15 protein-coding genes and 1 tRNA gene are annotated in these 16,316 nt (G+C 73.7%); 7 read left to right on the top strand and 9 right to left on the bottom strand.

Annotation, left to right across the window (positions count from 1 at the left end; genetic code table 11):
* Positions 1–45: 45 nt before the first annotated feature.
* The 5 genes from SOY78_RS10685 to SOY78_RS10665 form a co-directional block, all read right to left on the bottom strand.
* A complete protein-coding gene (locus tag SOY78_RS10685) occupies positions 46–978 on the bottom strand; it encodes a DUF4031 domain-containing protein (RefSeq protein ID WP_324701563.1) in 933 nt (310 codons plus the stop codon).
* A gap of 67 nt (positions 979–1,045) precedes the next feature.
* Positions 1,046–1,336, bottom strand: a complete 291-nt coding sequence (locus tag SOY78_RS10680) for a WXG100 family type VII secretion target (RefSeq protein ID WP_010079419.1) — start codon at positions 1,334–1,336, stop codon at positions 1,046–1,048.
* Between the two features lie 55 nt (positions 1,337–1,391).
* Positions 1,392–3,197: a sensor histidine kinase gene (locus tag SOY78_RS10675; RefSeq protein ID WP_324701562.1), complete on the bottom strand. Its 1,806-nt coding sequence runs from the start codon at positions 3,195–3,197 to the stop codon at positions 1,392–1,394.
* Between the two features lies 1 nt (position 3,198).
* Positions 3,199–3,909 carry a response regulator transcription factor gene (locus tag SOY78_RS10670; RefSeq protein ID WP_041103075.1) on the bottom strand — a complete coding sequence of 237 codons (711 nt, stop codon included), beginning with the start codon at positions 3,907–3,909 and terminating at the stop codon, positions 3,199–3,201.
* Positions 3,910–3,987: 78 nt separating this feature from the next.
* Positions 3,988–4,251 carry a hypothetical protein gene (locus tag SOY78_RS10665; RefSeq protein ID WP_041103073.1) on the bottom strand — a complete coding sequence of 88 codons (264 nt, stop codon included), beginning with the start codon at positions 4,249–4,251 and terminating at the stop codon, positions 3,988–3,990.
* A 211-nt stretch (positions 4,252–4,462) separates the two neighbouring features.
* Between SOY78_RS10665 and SOY78_RS10660 the strand changes: the two genes are divergently transcribed.
* Positions 4,463–4,846 (top strand): cold-shock protein, encoded by a 384-nt coding sequence (locus tag SOY78_RS10660; protein ID WP_020628350.1) that lies wholly within the window; start codon positions 4,463–4,465, stop codon positions 4,844–4,846.
* Between the two features lie 3 nt (positions 4,847–4,849).
* Positions 4,850–5,371, top strand: a complete 522-nt coding sequence (locus SOY78_RS10655; protein WP_144820270.1) for a DUF3027 domain-containing protein — start codon at positions 4,850–4,852, stop codon at positions 5,369–5,371.
* Between the two features lie 19 nt (positions 5,372–5,390).
* On the opposite strand, the gene serC is transcribed toward SOY78_RS10655, so the two are convergent.
* Positions 5,391–6,518 (bottom strand): phosphoserine transaminase, encoded by a 1,128-nt coding sequence (gene serC, locus SOY78_RS10650; RefSeq protein ID WP_324701561.1) that lies wholly within the window; start codon positions 6,516–6,518, stop codon positions 5,391–5,393.
* 128 nt (positions 6,519–6,646) lie between these two features.
* Here serC and SOY78_RS10645 point away from each other — a divergent pair, with 128 nt between their 5' ends.
* The 3 genes from SOY78_RS10645 to SOY78_RS10635 all read left to right on the top strand — a co-directional run bounded on the left by SOY78_RS10645 (position 6,647) and on the right by SOY78_RS10635 (position 9,968).
* Entirely contained in the window at positions 6,647–7,369 is a 723-nt protein-coding gene (locus SOY78_RS10645) for a metal-dependent transcriptional regulator (protein WP_036317987.1), read from the top strand.
* Between the two features lie 159 nt (positions 7,370–7,528).
* A complete protein-coding gene (locus SOY78_RS10640) occupies positions 7,529–8,023 on the top strand; it encodes an HNH endonuclease (RefSeq protein WP_020628346.1) in 495 nt (164 codons plus the stop codon).
* A 76-nt stretch (positions 8,024–8,099) separates the two neighbouring features.
* A complete protein-coding gene (locus tag SOY78_RS10635; protein ID WP_060974277.1) occupies positions 8,100–9,968 on the top strand; it encodes an ABC transporter ATP-binding protein in 1,869 nt (622 codons plus the stop codon).
* Between the two features lie 26 nt (positions 9,969–9,994).
* Here SOY78_RS10635 and SOY78_RS10630 read toward each other — a convergent pair.
* The 3 genes from SOY78_RS10630 to SOY78_RS10620 all read right to left on the bottom strand — a co-directional run bounded on the left by SOY78_RS10630 (position 9,995) and on the right by SOY78_RS10620 (position 12,134).
* Positions 9,995–10,068, bottom strand: a tRNA-Arg gene (locus tag SOY78_RS10630).
* Positions 10,069–10,111: 43 nt separating this feature from the next.
* A complete protein-coding gene (locus SOY78_RS10625) occupies positions 10,112–10,759 on the bottom strand; it encodes a hypothetical protein (RefSeq protein WP_044659023.1) in 648 nt (215 codons plus the stop codon).
* A 193-nt stretch (positions 10,760–10,952) separates the two neighbouring features.
* Positions 10,953–12,134, bottom strand: coding sequence for an acyltransferase family protein (locus tag SOY78_RS10620; RefSeq protein WP_324701560.1), 1,182 nt, complete (start codon positions 12,132–12,134; stop codon positions 10,953–10,955).
* A 250-nt stretch (positions 12,135–12,384) separates the two neighbouring features.
* Here SOY78_RS10620 and pcrA point away from each other — a divergent pair, with 250 nt between their 5' ends.
* Together pcrA and sucC are read left to right on the top strand one after the other, a co-directional pair.
* A complete protein-coding gene (gene pcrA, locus SOY78_RS10615) occupies positions 12,385–14,946 on the top strand; it encodes a DNA helicase PcrA (RefSeq protein WP_324701559.1) in 2,562 nt (853 codons plus the stop codon).
* 184 nt (positions 14,947–15,130) lie between these two features.
* Entirely contained in the window at positions 15,131–16,300 is a 1,170-nt protein-coding gene (sucC, locus tag SOY78_RS10610; protein ID WP_036382513.1) for an ADP-forming succinate--CoA ligase subunit beta, read from the top strand.
* Positions 16,301–16,316 lie beyond the last annotated feature (16 nt).

Here is a 16,316-nt window from a genome sequence, read left to right as displayed (position 1 = left end):
GAGGCGGGCCTCGCCGCGTCCCGGGCCGGCACCGGGGCGCCCCGCTCAGGCCGAGAGCGCGGCTCGTTCCGCCGCCAGGTTACGGCGGGCGGCGGCCTCCCAGCGTGCTCGGCCGGGCGCGGTCCGATACAGCCGCCCGGCGTCCAGCAGGGCGTCCAGCACCGCGCCGCGACCGCGGGCCCAGTCCGCGTCGGACACGTGCGCGTAGTCCCGCCGCACCGCGGCCACGTAGCGGGCGTAGGCCTCGGGGGAGCGGCCGAGGACCTCGAGGTCCGCGTCCGAGAGCACCGCCCCGGCCGCGTCGTGCGGGGCGGGGTCATGGGCCGCGGTGAGCAGCACGAGGCGTGCCACCTCGTCGACGACGTCGGCCGGCACGGCCAGCCGCGGATCGGTGAGCACGTCCCGGGCCAGGGCGGCCGAGTCCGCCTCGTCCTGGCCGGCGGGCGCGGCGGGGTCCCCGACGTAGACGGCGTCGTGGAACCACGCGGCCAGGCGGACCGCACGCGGATCCGGCCCGGCCTTCGCCCCCGCCCGCTCGAGCAGGTCCACGGACTCGAGCACCGCGAGCAGGTGGGCCGGGTCGTGGTAGTGCCGATGCGGCTCCGCCCAGCGGGCCAGCAGGTCGCGTCCCGCCGTCGTCACCGCGTCCGGGCTCGCCGCCGTGCCCTCGAACAGCCGCGCCCAGCGCCGGGCGAGGACGACGTCGCGCTTCTCGGCGCGGCTCCGGGCGGGCACGCGCAGCCCCGAGGCGGCGAGGCGGCGCACCAGCTCCCGTCCGGTGACGGGCACCGCCCCGCGGGCCACGAGCTCGGCGCGTCGGTGCGCGGGCACGTCGTAGTGGTCCCGGTCGAAGGCCCGCTCCGAGAGCCCCGCCGCCCGCGCGAACGCGTGGAGCTCCTCGAGGGAGGCGTCGGAGACGAGGTGGGAGAACACGGTGCCGTGGGCGGGCCACGCGGGCGGGTCGATCAGGACGGTCATGCCCCCACTCTAGGAAGCACGGACCGGGGCGCGGCCGGCCGGCCGCACCCCGGACCGTTCCGGGCGCTCAGAACCGGAACATCGCGGCGTTGGCGGTCTCCGCGTCCTGGTACTGGGTGGCGGCGGCGTCCATCGCGCGGCGGATGCCCGCCAGGGACTCCTCCACGCGCTGCTGGGTGGCGCGCCACTCGGTGAGCACACCCTGGAAGTTCGCGGCCGCCTGGCCGCGCCAGGTGTCCTGCAGCTGGCGCAGGTTGGCCTCCATGGTGCTCACCTCCGCCTGGAGGCGGCCGATGGAGCCCTCCACCGCCCCGCTCTTGGCCCGCAGGTCCTCGACGTCGATCTGCACGATGCTCATGTGACTGTCCCCTCTGATGAGTGCTGATGGGCGGCGGGTGCCGCCGGGCACCACGCTAGGGACGCGCGTCGCGCCCGGCCGCCGGGTTGTCCCCGCCTGGGGACGGGACGCTGGCCTCGGGCGCCTGTGCAGGAGCAGACACCCGACGGCGGCGCTCGGCCGAGGCACGACGGAACCGCTCCGCCGCCCGCAGCAGGCGGCTGCGCCGGGCGGCGTCCGCGGCGCTGGCGCCGGCGCCCGACGGCGCGGTCAGGGCGAGGGGGCCGCTGGGCGGACCGGCCGCGTCGTCGTCGGTGTCCTGCGCGGACGGGCGCTCGTCCTCGACGTCCTCGTCCGCCTCGTCCTCGAACGGCGCCCACGGCAGGTGGACGGAGAAGGTGGCGCCGCCGCCCTCGGTCTCCAGCAGCCGGACGGAGCCGCCGTGCTGGGCCACGATCGCCGCGACGATGGCCAGGCCGAGCCCCGTGCCGCCCGTCTCGCGGTGCCGGGAGGTGTCCGCGCGGTAGAACCGCTCGAAGATGCGGGCGCGGTCCTCCTCGGACACGCCCGGCCCGTGGTCACGGATCTCGATCACGGAGCTGCGGCCCGCGCCGTCCGCCCCGGCCCGGCCGCCGAGGTGGTCGACCGTGCCGACCGCGATCTCGATGGGGGTGCCGGCGGGGGTGTAGCGCAGGGCGTTGGCCATGAGGTTCACCACCACCTGGCGCATCCGGTTCTCGTCGCCGAGGATGGGCGCCGGAGCCGCCCGGTCGCCGTCGGGGCCCACGAGGGTGACCTTGCGGTCCGGGGCGTTCACGGACGCGTCCATCATGGAGTCCATCGCGAGGATGAGCAGGTCCACCGGGGCGTGCTCGAGGGGGCGCTGCTCGTCGAGGCGGGCCAGGGTGAGCAGGTCCTCCACGAGGCGCGTCATGCGGGTGGCCTCGGACTCGATGCGCTGCATGGCGGCGGCGACGTCCTCCTCCTCGCGCAGCCCGCCGTGCCGGTACAGCTCGGAGAACCCGCGGATGGTGACCAGGGGGGTGCGCAGCTCGTGGGAGGCGTCCTGCACGAAGCGGCGCATCTTGTCCTCGGAGATCTCCTTGTCCCGGAACGCGGACTCGATGTGCGCGAGCATGGCATTGAGGGAGCGGGAGAGCCGGCCCACCTCGGTGTCGGGCGCCGCGCTCTCCACGCGCTGGCTCAGGTCGCCGGCGGCGATCTTGGCGGCGGTGCGCTCCACGCGGTTCAGGGTGCGGAACGCGCGCTGGACCGCCAGGTTGGCCACGATCACGGTGCCCGCCGTCGCGAGCAGGCCGATGGTCACGACGATCGAGGTGACGCGCTCGACGGAGGAGGTCACGCTCTGCAGGGGAAGGGCCACGGCCATGGTGCCGTCGCCGCTGCTGAGCCCGTACAGCTGCACGCGCCAGCCGCTCGAGTCCGGCTGTGTGCCGGGCACCTCGAAGGAGGCGGAGCCGCGCTCCAGGGCCTCGGCCGGGGTGATGTCCGGCAGGGCCGGCTCGTCCGCACCCGGCATCACCGGGGTCTGGACGACCCGCGCGCCCTCGTTGTCCCACACGACGCCGTAGAAGCGCAGGATGGGCAGCTGCGGCATGTAGTACTCGCCGGTCTGGGCGACGTTGGCCAGGTACATCGAGACGGTGTCCCGGTTGGCGGCCATGTCCTCGTCCAGCTGGCGCACCGCCTCCTGGCGGAACAGCACCGCGGTCGCCACGGCGGTCACGGCGACCAGGGCCAGCATGAGCGCCGCGATCATCACGACCAGCTTGGTGCGCAGGGACTGCCCCTGCCACGCGCCCCTCAGCCAGGCGCGCGGATGGCGGACGCGGGCCGCCGCGGCGTCGAGCCGCGCACGCACGTCAGCGCTTGTCCGCGGTGCGGAGCATGTAGCCGACGCCGCGCTTGGTGTGGATCATCTTCTCGCGGCCGCCGACGTCGATCTTGCGGCGCAGGTAGGAGATGTAGGACTCGACGATCGAGGCGTCCCCGTTGAAGTCGTACTCCCACACGTGGTCCAGGATCTGGGCCTTCGAGAGCACCCGGTTCGGGTTCATCATGAGGTAGCGCAGCAGCTTGAACTCGGTGGGGGAGAGCTCCACGACCTCGCCGCCGCGGCGGACCTCGTGCGCGTCGTCGTCGAGCTCGAGATCGTCCACGCGCAGCACCGCCGCGTCGTCGTCGTCGAGGGAGGCAGTGCGGCGCAGCACGGCGCGGATGCGGGCGACCACCTCGTCGAGGGAGAACGGCTTGGTCACGTAGTCGTCACCGCCGACCGTCAGGCCGGTGATCTTGTCCTCGGTGCCGTCCCGCGCGGTGAGGAACACGACGGGGAAGTGACGGCCGGCGGAGCGCAGGCGGCGGGTCACGGTGAAGCCGTCCATGTCCGGGAGCATCACGTCCAGCACGGCCAGGTCCGGCTGGAACTCCTCGGCGGCGTCCAGGGCCTCCCGGCCGTTGGCCGCGGCCGTGACCTCGAAGCCGGCGTAGCGCAGGGACGTGGAGAGCAGCTCGCGGATGTTGGGCTCGTCGTCCACCACCAGGAGGCGTGCTTCGGGGTTCTGAGGCTGCATGGAGCCCAGTCAACCGCCCCGACCTGGGAACACCCTGAAAGGGTGCTGGATGTCACGGGGCGTCGTTGGCCCGACGGCTCAGGGGCGCGAGCGCCGGACGGCGCCCAGCACCACGTGCAGCAGCATCAGGCCGAAGCCGACGGGCAGGCCGAACAGCGCGAGCGCGAACAGCGCCGGGGACGCCGGCCACGCCAGGAAGTACGCGACCAGCAGGGCCACCAGGGCCAGAGCGGACACCGCCGTCACGGCCACGCCCAGCACCAGGACGACGCCACGACCGCCCCGGTGATCGGCGGGGTCGGCGGCGGGCGCGGAGGCGGGGAGGGTGGAGGTCCGAGGCATGCCCGCCACTCTAGTCGGGCTATCCTGGGAGGTCATTGACGACCACGTCCTCCGCCGTCCCCTCCGGGCGCACGGCCAGGCTGGTCCCACCGATGCCGCGGCGCACCGCCACGCCGGTGCCGGACCCCGCCGACCCGAGACGAGAGCACGGCCGCCCCTGCGGCGCCGGCCCGACGCGGTGGACCCATATGACGAGGAGCAGGTGACGCACATGCCCACCGGGCGCATCAAGTTCTACGACTCGACCAAGGGCTTCGGGTTCGCCCAGACGGACGAGGGCGAGGAGGTCCACGTGCCCGCCTCGGCCCTGCCGGCCGGGGTGACCGAGCTGCGCGGAGGCACCCGCGTGGAGTTCGGCGTGGCCGAGGGCCGCCGCGGCAAGCAGGCGCTCTCGCTGCGCGTGCTCGACGCCGCACCCTCGGTGGTCCGCAACCACCGACCCGGCGCCACCGAGATGGCCGTCCTCATGGAGGACCTCATCACGTGGCTGGACCAGACCTCCAACGGCCTGCGCCGCGGCCGCTACCCCCAGCGCGCCCAGGCGCAGAAGATGGCGCAGGTGCTGCGCCGTGTCGCCGACGACCTGGAGGCCTGAGCCATGACCACCCACGACGACGCCCCGCGCGTCGACCACCGGAGCCCCGACGCCGAGCCCGCGCCCGCCGAGGAGAGGACGGCCGCGCCGCCCGCGCGTCGCCGGGCCCCGCGCCGCGACGAGCTGCTCGCCGCCGCCGTGGACGCCGCCCGCGCGGGGCTGGCCGGGCTGGCCGCCCCGGACGAGGTGGGGGAGCACGTGGACGTGCTCGTGGACGACGACCGGCTCCTGACGCACCGCTTCGCGTGCCGCATGCCCGGCTACGCGGGCTGGCTCTGGTACGTGACGATCGCCCGGGCCCCACGCGCCAAGCAGGTCACCGTGTGCGAGACCGGCCTCATGGCGGGGGAGGGTTCGCTCGTGGCGCCCCCGTGGGTGCCGTACGCCGAGCGCGTGAACGAGGAGGAACGCGAGCGGCACAAGGCCGTGGCCGAGGGCCGCGTGCCCGGCGCCCCGGCGCCCGAGGCCGCGCCGGACGACGCCGCCCAGACGGCCCCCGAGCCCGCGGCGGCCGACCGCGGCTGAGCCGGCGCACCCCGGCGGCTCAGGCCAGGCGCTCGACCACGTGGTCGATGCAGCGCAGCAGCGCCGCGACGTCCTCGGGCTCGGTCGCGGCGAAGGTCGCGATCCGCAGCTGGTTCCGGCCGAGCTTGCGGTAGGGCTCCACGTCCACCACGCCGTTCGCGCGCAGGGCCTGGGCGACCGCCGCCGCGTCGACGTCGTCGGAGAAGTCGACGGTGCAGACCACGGCGGAGCGGTCCTCGGACCGGGCCACAAACGGCGTGGCGAACGACGACGCCTCGGCCCACGCGTACACGCGCGAGGAGGAGTCGGCGGTGCGGGCGGTCATCGCGTCCAGCCCGCCCTGACCGTTCATCCAGCGCAGCTGCGCGTCCAGCATGACGAGCGTGGCCAGCGCGGGCGTGTTGTAGGTCTGGTCCTTGAGGGAGTTCTCCACGGCCGTGGCCAGGTCCAGGAACGCCGGGATCCAGCGGCCGGACTCCTTGATCTCCGCGACCCGCGCCAGGGCCCGCGGGGAGAACAGCGCGAGCCACAGACCGCCGTCGGACGCGAAGTTCTTCTGCGGCGCGAAGTAGTACACGTCCGCCTCGGACACGTCCACCGGCAGGCCGCCCGCGGCCGAGGTGGCGTCGACGACGACCAGGGCGTCCTCGTCGATGCCCGCGGGGCGGACGACGGGCGCCATCACGCCGGTCGAGGTCTCGTTGTGCGGCCACGCGTACACGTCGACCCCGGCCACGGCCTCCGGCTCGGGGCGGGTGCCCGGCTCGGAGGTGCGGATGTCCGACGGGGCCAGGAACGGCGCCTGGTCGGTGGCCTTGGCGAACTTCGAGCCGAACTCGCCGAAGCTCAGATGCTGGGCGCGCTCGCGGACCAGGCTGAAGGCGGCCGCGTCCCAGAACGCGGTGGAGCCGCCGACGCCGAGGATCACCTCGTAGCCCTCCGGCGCCGAGAACAGCTCGGCGACGCCCGACCGGACGCTCGCCACCAGGTCCTTGACCGGCTTCTGGCGGTGCGAGGTGCCGAGCAGCCCTGCCGCGTCCTGGAGCGCCCTCAGCTGCTCGGGGCGCACCTTGGACGGGCCGGCGCCGAAGCGGCCGTCGGCCGGCAGCAGGTCCTGGGGGATGGTGATCTCGGCGGGGGAGGTCATGCGTGCTCCTGACGCTTCGGGGTCGCGGGTCGTGCCCATTCTCCCGCGCCCGGGACCACCGGCCGTCCACGTGACTCACGCCTCGCTAGGATGTCCGGGACGAAGAGCCCGAGGGAAGAGGACGCGCCATGACGGATCTGATCGACACCACCGAGATGTACCTGCGCACGATCCTCGAGCTCGAGGAGGAGGGCATCCCCCCGCTGCGCGCCCGCATCGTCGAGCGACTGGAGCACTCCGGACCCACCGTCTCCCAGACCGTGGCCCGCATGGAGCGGGACGGGCTGGTGCACGTGGGCACGGACCGTCGGCTGGAGCTGACCGTGGCGGGCCGCGAGCGGGCCGTGTCCGTGCTACGCAAGCACCGCTTGGCCGAGCGCCTGCTCGCGGACGTGATCGGCCTCGAGTGGGAGCTCGTCCACGAGGAGGCCTGCCGCTGGGAGCACGTGATGAGCGACCAGGTGGAGCGCCGCCTGCTCACGTTGCTGGAGAACCCCACCGAGACCCCCTATGGCACCCCGATCCCGCCCCGGCCCGAGCAGGCCTCCGCCGAGGACTGGAGCCGCGAGATGGGCCTGGCGGGCACCCGGCTCTCCGAGGAGGCCGCCACCGCCGGCCGGTTCCGCGTCCGCGGGCTGGCCGAGGGCGTGCAGACCGACCCCGAGCTGCTGGCTCAGCTGGCCGGCGCCGGCGTCACCCCGGGCCGCGTGGTGCGTGCCCAGGCCGCCCGCGACGCCGGGTACATCCGAGTCGAGGGCGAGGCGGAGAACGGCGCGGCCGCGGACGGCGGGGCCCTCGAGCTCGCCGAGGCCACGGCCGCGCACGTGTGGGTCGAGCGTCTCGACGGCTGAGACGCGGTGCGCCGCCGTCGTGCGTGACGGGGGCGTGATGGCCCGGTGACGGGCCGGTGAACCTCTTCCGCCGCCGCAGGCGACACGTGGCGCGCCGATGCACCCGCGTCTAGCGTGGAGACACGACGCCCCTGTGTCCCCACGCTTCCGAGGCCCCCGATGCGCACACTCGTCCTCAACGCCGGCTACGAACCCCTCTCGGTCGTCTCCGACCGCCGGGCGCTGCTGCTCGTGGCCACCGGCAAGGCGAGCGTGCTCGAGGACGCCGGTGACCCGATGCGCAGCCCCACCCGCGCGTGGGGCCGGCCCCTCGTGATCCTGCTGCACCAGTACATCCGGGTGCCCCACACGGATGCGGCCCCGGTCTCCCGCAAGGGCGTGCTGCGCCGGGACGGACACCGCTGCGCCTACTGCGGCGCCCACGCCACCACCGTGGACCACGTGCGGCCGCGCTCGCGGGGCGGCGAGAACTCGTGGGAGAACCTCGTGGCCTGCTGCCTGCGCTGCAACGGGGCGAAGGCGGACCGCTCGCTCGAGGCCCTGGGCTGGCGGCTGCGGGTGGAGCCGGTGCGCCCGCGCGGGGCCCAGTGGCGGATCCGCGAGCTGGAGCGGCCCGCCGAAGCGTGGCGGGACTACCTGCGCCTGGCGGCCTGACGCCGGAAGCGGAATCGCGCCCGCCCGTGCCCGGCGGTTCCTAGACTCTCCAACGGTCGAGAGAGCGGAGGGGCCCATGAGCATGGAGTCGGCGGCACGGATGTCCATGATGCGGATGACCCGCGGGCAGTCCGACGCCCAGCAGAGCCTCGCCCGCGGCACGGTGCGCCGGACCATCGCGTTCGCGGGCCGGTACCGCACCCGCCTGATCGTGTTCGTCGCGGCGTCCATCGTGGGCGCGGTGCTCGGCGTGGCCTCGCCCGTGCTGGCCGGCGACGTCGTCAACGCGATCACCGGCGGCGCGGACCGCGGGCTCGTGGTGCGGCTGGCCCTGCTGATCGCCCTCGTGGCGGTGCTCGACGCGGCGCTGTCCGTGTTCACCAAGTGGCTCTCCGCCGGGCTGGGGGAACAGGTCATCTACGACCTGCGCACCGCCGTGTTCGACCACGTGCAGCGCATGCCGGTGGCGTTCTTCCAGCGCACCCGCACCGGCGCGCTCGTCTCGCGCCTGAACAACGACGTGATCGGGGCGCAGTCGGCGATCTCGCGGACGCTCTCCGGCGTCGTCGCGAACGTGGTGTCCGTCGCGCTGACCCTGGGCGTGATGGTGGCCACCAGCTGGCAGGTCACCGTCCTGTCCCTCGTGATGCTGCCGCTGTTCCTGCTGCCGGCCCGGGCGGTCGGCTCGAAGCTGGCGGGCCTGTCCCGCGAGCGGGCCGGGCACAACGCGGCCATGGGCGACCAGATGACCGAGCGGTTCTCCGCTCCCGGCGCCACACTCATCAAGCTCTTCGGCCGCCCCGCCGCCGAGTCCGCCGAGTTCGCCCGCCGCGCGGACCGCGTGCGCGCCACCGGCGTGGACATCTCCGTGCGCCAGGCCGTCTTCACCACGCTGCTCACCCTGGTCTCCGCGCTCGCGCTCGCGGCCGTGTACGGCGTGGGCGGGCTCCAGGCGATCGCGGGCACCCTCGACGCCGGCGACGTCGTCACCCTCGCCCTGCTGCTGACCCGCCTGTACGCCCCCCTGACCGCGCTGGCGAACGCCCGCGTGGAGATCATGAGCGCGCTCGTGAGCTTCGAGCGCGTGTTCGAGGTCCTGGACCTGGAGCCGCTCATCACGGAGCCCGCGCGGCCCGCGGCCCTGCCGGAGGGGCCCCTGTCCGTGCGGCTGCGGGACGTGCGCTTCGCCTACCCCACCGCGGAGCAGGTGTCCCTGGCCTCCCTCGAGGAGGTCGCCGTGCTGGACACGCGCGGCGGCGAGGAGGTGCTGCACGGGATCGACGTGGCCGTGCCCGCCGGGGCCACCGTGGCCCTCGTGGGCTCTTCGGGTGCGGGCAAGTCCACCATCGCCTCGCTCGTCACGCGCCTGCACGACGTCACCTCCGGCGCCGTCGAGATCGGCGACGTGGACGTGCGGGACCTCGCGTTCGCGGACCTGCAGCGGGCCGTGGGCATGGTGACCCAGGACGGCCACCTCTTCCACGAGACCGTGCGCGCCAACCTGACGCTGGCCCGCCCCGACGCGACGGACGAGCAGCTGTGGGACGCCGTCGAGCGGGCCCGCCTGCGCCCCGTGGTCGAGGCGCTGCCGGACGGGCTGGACACCGTGGTCGGCGAGCGCGGCTACCGCCTCTCCGGCGGCGAGCGGCAGCGCATGACGATCGCGCGGCTGCTGCTGGCGGCTCCGCGCGTCGTGGTGCTGGACGAGGCGACGGCGGCGCTGGACTCCACCAACGAACGCGCCATCCAGGAGGCGCTGGGGGAGGCGCTGGCCGGGCGGACCGCGATCGTGATCGCGCACCGGCTCTCCACCGTGCGCAGCGCGGACGAGATCCTCGTGGTCGAGGCCGGGCGGATCGTGGAGCGCGGCACGCACGCCGCGCTGCTCGCGGCGGGCGGGCGGTATGCGGAGCTCTACACCACGCAGTTCGCCGACGCGGAATGAGGCGGCGACCGGACCGGCCGCCCAGGTGCCCCAGGCCGGAATCGAACCGACGGCCTACCCTTTAGGAGAGGGTCGCTCTATCCAACTGAGCTACTGGGGCGCGGACCGTGCGTCGGTCCGGTGAGCGAGTCTAGCCGAGCCCTTCAGGCCGCCCGCGTGGCGCGACCACGACGGCGCCGCCCGGCCCACAGCATCACGGCCACCGCCAGCGCGAGCAGCGCCAGCAGGACCCAGCGGGTCAGCGTCAGGGCGGCGGCCAGGCCGGTGCCCGGGCCGCCGGCGGCGATCGCCTGCTCGATCGCGATGTTCTCGCAGATGTCCACGACCGCGAACAGCACGCCCAGCCCGAAGACGGCCCACTTGGCGCCGACGGGACGCAGGCGCCACGCGCCGACCGCGGTGACCGTCAGCGCCACGGCGATCGGGAAGATCACGCCGGCCGTCTTGTGCACCCAGTTCAGCTGGCCGCGGGCGTCCTCGTCCATGACCGCGGAGAGCGCACGGATGTGGTCCTGCCCGTAGAACAGCAGGGAGTCCGGCATCGCCAGTCCGCCGCTGAGCTGGGTCATCTGCTGCAGCACCAGCAGGTGGAGGTACGCGCCCACGAGCAGGGTGGTCACGATCAGCGCGCTCACCGGGATCGCCGGGCTGCCCTCGCGCTCAGCGGCCGCGGCGAGGTCCTCACGGACGTTGACGTCCCGCAGCGTGGGACGGGAGCGCGGGGACTCGGCGACCGGGCGCGCGGCGGGCCGCGACGGGCGCGGACGGGACTTGCGGGACTTCTGGGACACGGGGCACCTCCGCGGTCCATCCTCCCAGACCGTCCGAGCCGGCCCGGCCTCGTCCGTCCCGTCCCGCCCCGCCCAGCTCACTTTCGAACGTGAAATCGGGGTCATGGGGACTTTCGAACGCGAGATGGGCCCCACATCACGTTCGAAAGTGCGGGTGGGGTGGGGTGGGGGGCGGGGTCGAGTCGGGGGCGGCTCAGTCCGCGTGGCGGGGCCGCGGGCGGGGGACCCGGACGGGTGCGTCGGCCGCCGGCTCGGTGGCCGGGGCCGGCCCCGCGGTGGGCTGCGGCTCGGACGCCGGCTCGACAACCGACAGGGGCGCCGTCGTCGGGGCGGGCTCGGCGGTCTGTGCCGGCACGGCGTCCGCCGCCTCCGACGCCGAGACCCGGGTGCGTGGCCGCGCCCGGACGCGTCCCGCCGTCGGGAATTCGAAGAGCCAGCGCACCCGTCGGTAGCCGAGCGCGAGGGCGAGCGGGACGAGGAACGTGAACGACGCGATGGCCACGTAGAAGTCGACCGGACGGACCGCGGCGAGGTCGCGGAAGGCCGCCACCGCCAGGATCAGCACCGGCATGTGGGCGACGTAGAGGACCATCGAGCGGCGGCCGCAGAACTCGAGGAACGGCAGACGCGGCAGGCGCGGGCCGAGCCACAGCACCACGAGGATCCCCGGCAGCGCGGCGAACACGGACCAGGGCTGGCGCTCCGCCACCACGAGCGCGCCGGTGCGCGTGGCCGTCACGGTGAGCACCATGAGGATCACCGCGATCACGCCCAGGGCGGCGGGCGCCGTGCGGATCCGGGGGAGCAGACGCGCGGAGGCGGCACCGAGGAAGAAGTACACGCCCCAGTACAGCGGGCGCACCCAGTCGCGGGGGCCGCTGACGAACTCGAGGAGCAGGACGAACAGGACGACGGCGACCACCAGCGCCGGGACGCGACGGATCACCGGGCCGATGAGGTAGCAGAGCATGAGCACCCACAGGAACCACAGGTGCCACGCGCCGCCGCGCCAGAACTCACCGGACAGCAGGGACCCGGGCCTGCCCGTGGCCAGCGCCAGCACGACCATCCAGACGACGAACGGCCACAGGATCCGCTCCGCCTTGCCGCGGTAGTACGTGCCCAGCGGCTTGGACACGGAGCGGGGCAGCAGGACGCCGGACAGGAACACGAGCATCGGCATCCGCCACGACTGGAACACCTGCGCCACGTTCGCGAACGCCACGGAGCTGAAGGCCGCGTCGAGTCCCTGCGGCATCGTGTAGGTGTGGGCGAACATCACCAGCAGCACGGCGAACCCGCGCATCGCGTCCATCCAGGTCATCCGGCTGGGGGTGGACCCGTGGGACACGGGCGGGGTCGGCGTGGTGGACATGGCGGCTCCGGGGTGACGTGGTGGGGCAGGGGAAGGAGGCTCCGCCGCCACATCGCGCGGAACGCCCAGAAGACCATAGCGGGCCGGTCGATTCCCGCCGGCTTTCGAACGCGAAATGGGGGTCATGGGGACTTTCGAACGCGAGATAGGCCCCGCATCACGTTCGAAAGTGCGGACGGGCGGGGTGGGGTGGGGATGTCGACGGCGGCCCCGCTGTCGCGTCCGGGGCCGCGCCTAGACTGGGTCCGCCATGGCTGACCTCTTCTCCGCGCTCGGACGCACGCCCCTGAACCTCGACCGCACCCGCCGCCCGGCGGACCCGGAGACCGCCCTGCCCGGGCTCGTGCCCCCGGCCGTCACGCGCGCGGCCGCGGACCCCGAGGCCTGGGGCGAGGACGTCCGGCCGGCCGCGCCGACGCACACTCCCGAGTCGCTCGTGGCGGGGCTCAACCCGCAGCAGGCAGCCGCGGTGACCCACACGGGGGCGCCGCTGCTGATCGTGGCGGGCGCCGGCTCGGGCAAGACCCGGGTGCTGACCCACCGCATCGCGTGGCTGCTCGCCACCGGACGGGCGCGGCCGCACGAGATCCTCGCCATCACCTTCACGAACAAGGCCGCCGCGGAGATGCGCGAGCGCGTGGCCGGTCTGATCGGTCCCACCGCCCAGCGGATGTGGATCTCCACGTTCCACTCCTCCGCCGTGCGGCTACTGCGCAACGAGGCCGCCAACATCGGGCTGAAGTCCACGTTCACCATCTACAACTCGGCGGACAGCCTGCGCCTGGTCACCACCGTCGCCAAGCAGCACGAGCTGGACCCGAAGCGCTTCGCGCCCAAGGCCCTGCTGAACCGCATCAGCTCCCTGAAGAACGAGCTCGTGGAGGCGGACGACTACGCCGCCACCGTGGCCGAGGGGGACCCGTGGGGCCGCGCCGTCGCCGCCGTCTACCGGGACTACACGGCCCGCCTGCGCCAGGCCAACGCCCTGGACTTCGACAACCTGATCGGCATGACGGTCCACATGTTCGAGGCGTTCCCGCGCGTGCTGGACAACTACCGCCGCCGGTTCCGCCACGTCCTCGTGGACGAGTACCAGGACACCAACCACGCCCAGTACCGCCTGATCCGGCTCCTCGCCGGCCCGGCGGGTGACCCCGAGGGCGTGGAGACCCCCGGCGGCGAGCTGACGGTCGTCGGCGACTCGGACCAGTCCATCTACGCGTTCCGCGGCGCGGACATCCGCAACATCGTCGAGTTCGAGCAGGACTTCACGGACGCCGTCACCATCAAGCTCGAGCAGAACTACCGCTCCACGCAGACCATCCTGGACGCCGCCAACGCGGTGATCGAGCGCAACCCGGACCGCCGTCCCAAGCGCCTGTGGACGGCCGAGGGGGAGGGCCCCGCGATCGTCGGCTACGCCGCGGAGAACGAGTCCGCCGAGGCGGAGTGGATCGCCACCACCATCGACCGGCTGCAGGACGAGGACGGGATCCGCCCGGCCGACGTCGCCGTGTTCTACCGGACCAACGCGCAGTCCCGTGCGCTCGAGGAGCGGCTGGTGACGCGCGGCATCCCGTACCGGGTCATCGGCGGCACGCGCTTCTACGACCGCAAGGAGATCAAGGACGCGCTCGCCTACCTGCGGGTGATCGTCAACCCCGACGACGACGTCAACGTGCGCCGCATCCTCAACGAGCCCAAACGGGGCATCGGGGACCGGGCCGAGGGCGCCATCGCCGCGTGGGCCGAGCGCAACCGCTCCACGTTCTCCGCGGCCCTGCGCGACGCCGAGAACGCCCCCGGCATGGCCGCCCGCTCGCTCAAGGCCGTCCGCGGCTTCGTGCAGATGATGGACGACCTCGGCCAGGTCGCCGAGTCCGCCGGCCCGGCCACCGTCCTGGAGGCCGTCCTCGAGCAGTCTGGGATGCTGGCCGCCCTCCGCGAGTCCGAGGACCTGCAGGACGAGTCCCGCGCGGACAACCTCGGCGAGCTCGTCGCCGTCGTCCGCTCCTTCGAGACGACGCACCCGGACGGCACCCTGTCCGACTTCCTCGAGCAGGTGGCGCTCGTGGCGGACGCAGACCAGCTGCCCACGGCCCCGGACGTGGAGGGCGAGGCGCTCGCCGAGCAGCAGGGCCAGGTCACGCTCATGACGCTGCACACCGCCAAGGGCCTCGAGTTCCCCGTGGTGTTCCTGACGGGCATGGAGCACGGGGTGTTCCCGCACGCCCGCTCGATGACGGACGAGAAGGAGCTCGCGGAGGAGCGTCGCCTCGCGTACGTGGGCCTGACGCGCGCCCGCCGTCGCCTGTTCCTGACGCGCGCCGAGGCACGCTCGCTGTGGGGCCAGCACCAGTTCAACCCGCCCAGCCAGTTCCTCGGGGAGATCCCGGAGACGCTCATCGACTGGGAGCGGGAGGGCACCACCCGCTCGGCCGGCTCGTTGAGCCTGACCGGCGCCGGCACCTCGCGCTACGCGGGGCGGTTCGGCGGCGGGCGGCCGGCCTGGCGGTCCCGGGACGACGACGGCGCGCGGCCCCAGCGCCTCACCCGCGGGGACGAGCCGGCGGACCTCACGGTGCCCTCCGGTGTGGTGCGCGGGAAGGCGCCGAGCCGGGTGCAGCCGCAGAAGGAGATCGTGGCGCTCAGCCCAGGTGACCGCGTCTCCCACGCGACCTTCGGCGAGGGGCGCGTGGACGCCGTCGCGGGCGCCGGGGACAAGACCGTCGCGACCGTCACCTTCGACGTCACCGGGGCGCAGAAGCGGCTGCTGCTGCGCTACGCCCCGCTGACGAAGGTCGAGGGCTGACAGGACCGGCCCGCCGACCCCCCGGTCTCTCCGGGGTGTGGACTAGAGTGAGCCGTGGAACGCCGCCGTCCGCCGCCCTGCTGTGCCCCCGTGCCCGGCCCGGCCACGGAGGGGGCGTCGACGTCGGCCGCGCCCGCGGGCGAGGCCGGCAGACCCTGTCTTCGACCAAGAAGGACACACCACCGTGGACCTGTATGAGTACCAGGCGCGCGATCTGTTCGAGGCGCACGGCGTCCCCGTGCTGGCCGGCATCGTTGCGCAGACCCCGGACGAGGCCAAGGCGGCCGCGGAGAAGATCGGCGGCGTCACCGTCGTCAAGGCACAGGTGAAGGTCGGCGGCCGCGGCAAGGCCGGCGGCGTGAAGGTCGCCAAGACGGCCGACGAGGCCTACGAGCACGCCAAGGCCATCCTGGGGATGGACATCAAGGGCCACACCGTGCATCAGGTCATGATCGCCCAGGGCGCCGACATCGCCGAGGAGTACTACTTCTCCGTGCTGCTGGACCGCGCGAACCGCACCTACCTGGCCATGTGCTCGGTCGAGGGCGGCATGGAGATCGAGCAGCTCGCCGAGGAGCGCCCCGAGGCCCTGGCCAAGGTGCCCGTGTCCGCGCTGACCGGTATCGACGCCGAGACCGCGCAGAAGATCGTCGCCGAGGCGGGCTTCCCCGAGGAGCTGCGCGCCGACGTCGCCGAGGTCATCCAGAAGCTCTGGGAGGTCTTCGAGAAGGAGGACGCCACCCTCGTCGAGGTGAACCCGCTGGTGAAGACCGGCGACGGCACGATCCTCGCCCTGGACGGCAAGGTCTCCCTCGACGACAATGCGCAGTTCCGCCATGAGGGCCACGCCGCCCTCGTCGACGAGCGCACCGAGGACCCGCTGGAGGCCAAGGCCAAGGCCAACGACCTCAACTACGTGAAGCTGGACGGCCAGGTCGGCGTGATCGGCAACGGCGCCGGCCTCGTGATGTCCACCCTCGACGTCGTCGCGTACGCCGGCGAGCAGCACGGCGGCGTGAAGCCGGCCAACTTCCTGGACATCGGCGGCGGCGCCAACGCCGAGGTCATGGCCAACGGCCTCGACGTCATCCTGGGCGACGAGCAGGTCAAGTCCGTGTTCGTGAACGTCTTCGGCGGCATCACCGCGTGCGACCAGGTCGCGAACGGCATCGTCAAGGCCCTCGAGATCCTGGGCGACGCCGCCACCAAGCCGCTGGTCGTGCGCCTGGACGGCAACGCCGTGGAGGAGGGCCGCCGCATCCTGCAGGAGGCGAACCACCCGCTCGTCACCCTGGCCGCCACCATGGACGAGGGCGCCGACAAGGCCGCCGAGCTCGCCCACTCCGCGAACTGACCGTTCGGAAAGACTG

This window comes from Micrococcus sp. HOU01, assembly GCF_035609305.1.
In the GTDB taxonomy this organism is placed as follows: Bacteria; Actinomycetota; Actinomycetes; order Actinomycetales; family Micrococcaceae; genus Micrococcus; species Micrococcus luteus.
This window is presented reverse-complemented; position numbering and strand designations above follow the sequence as displayed.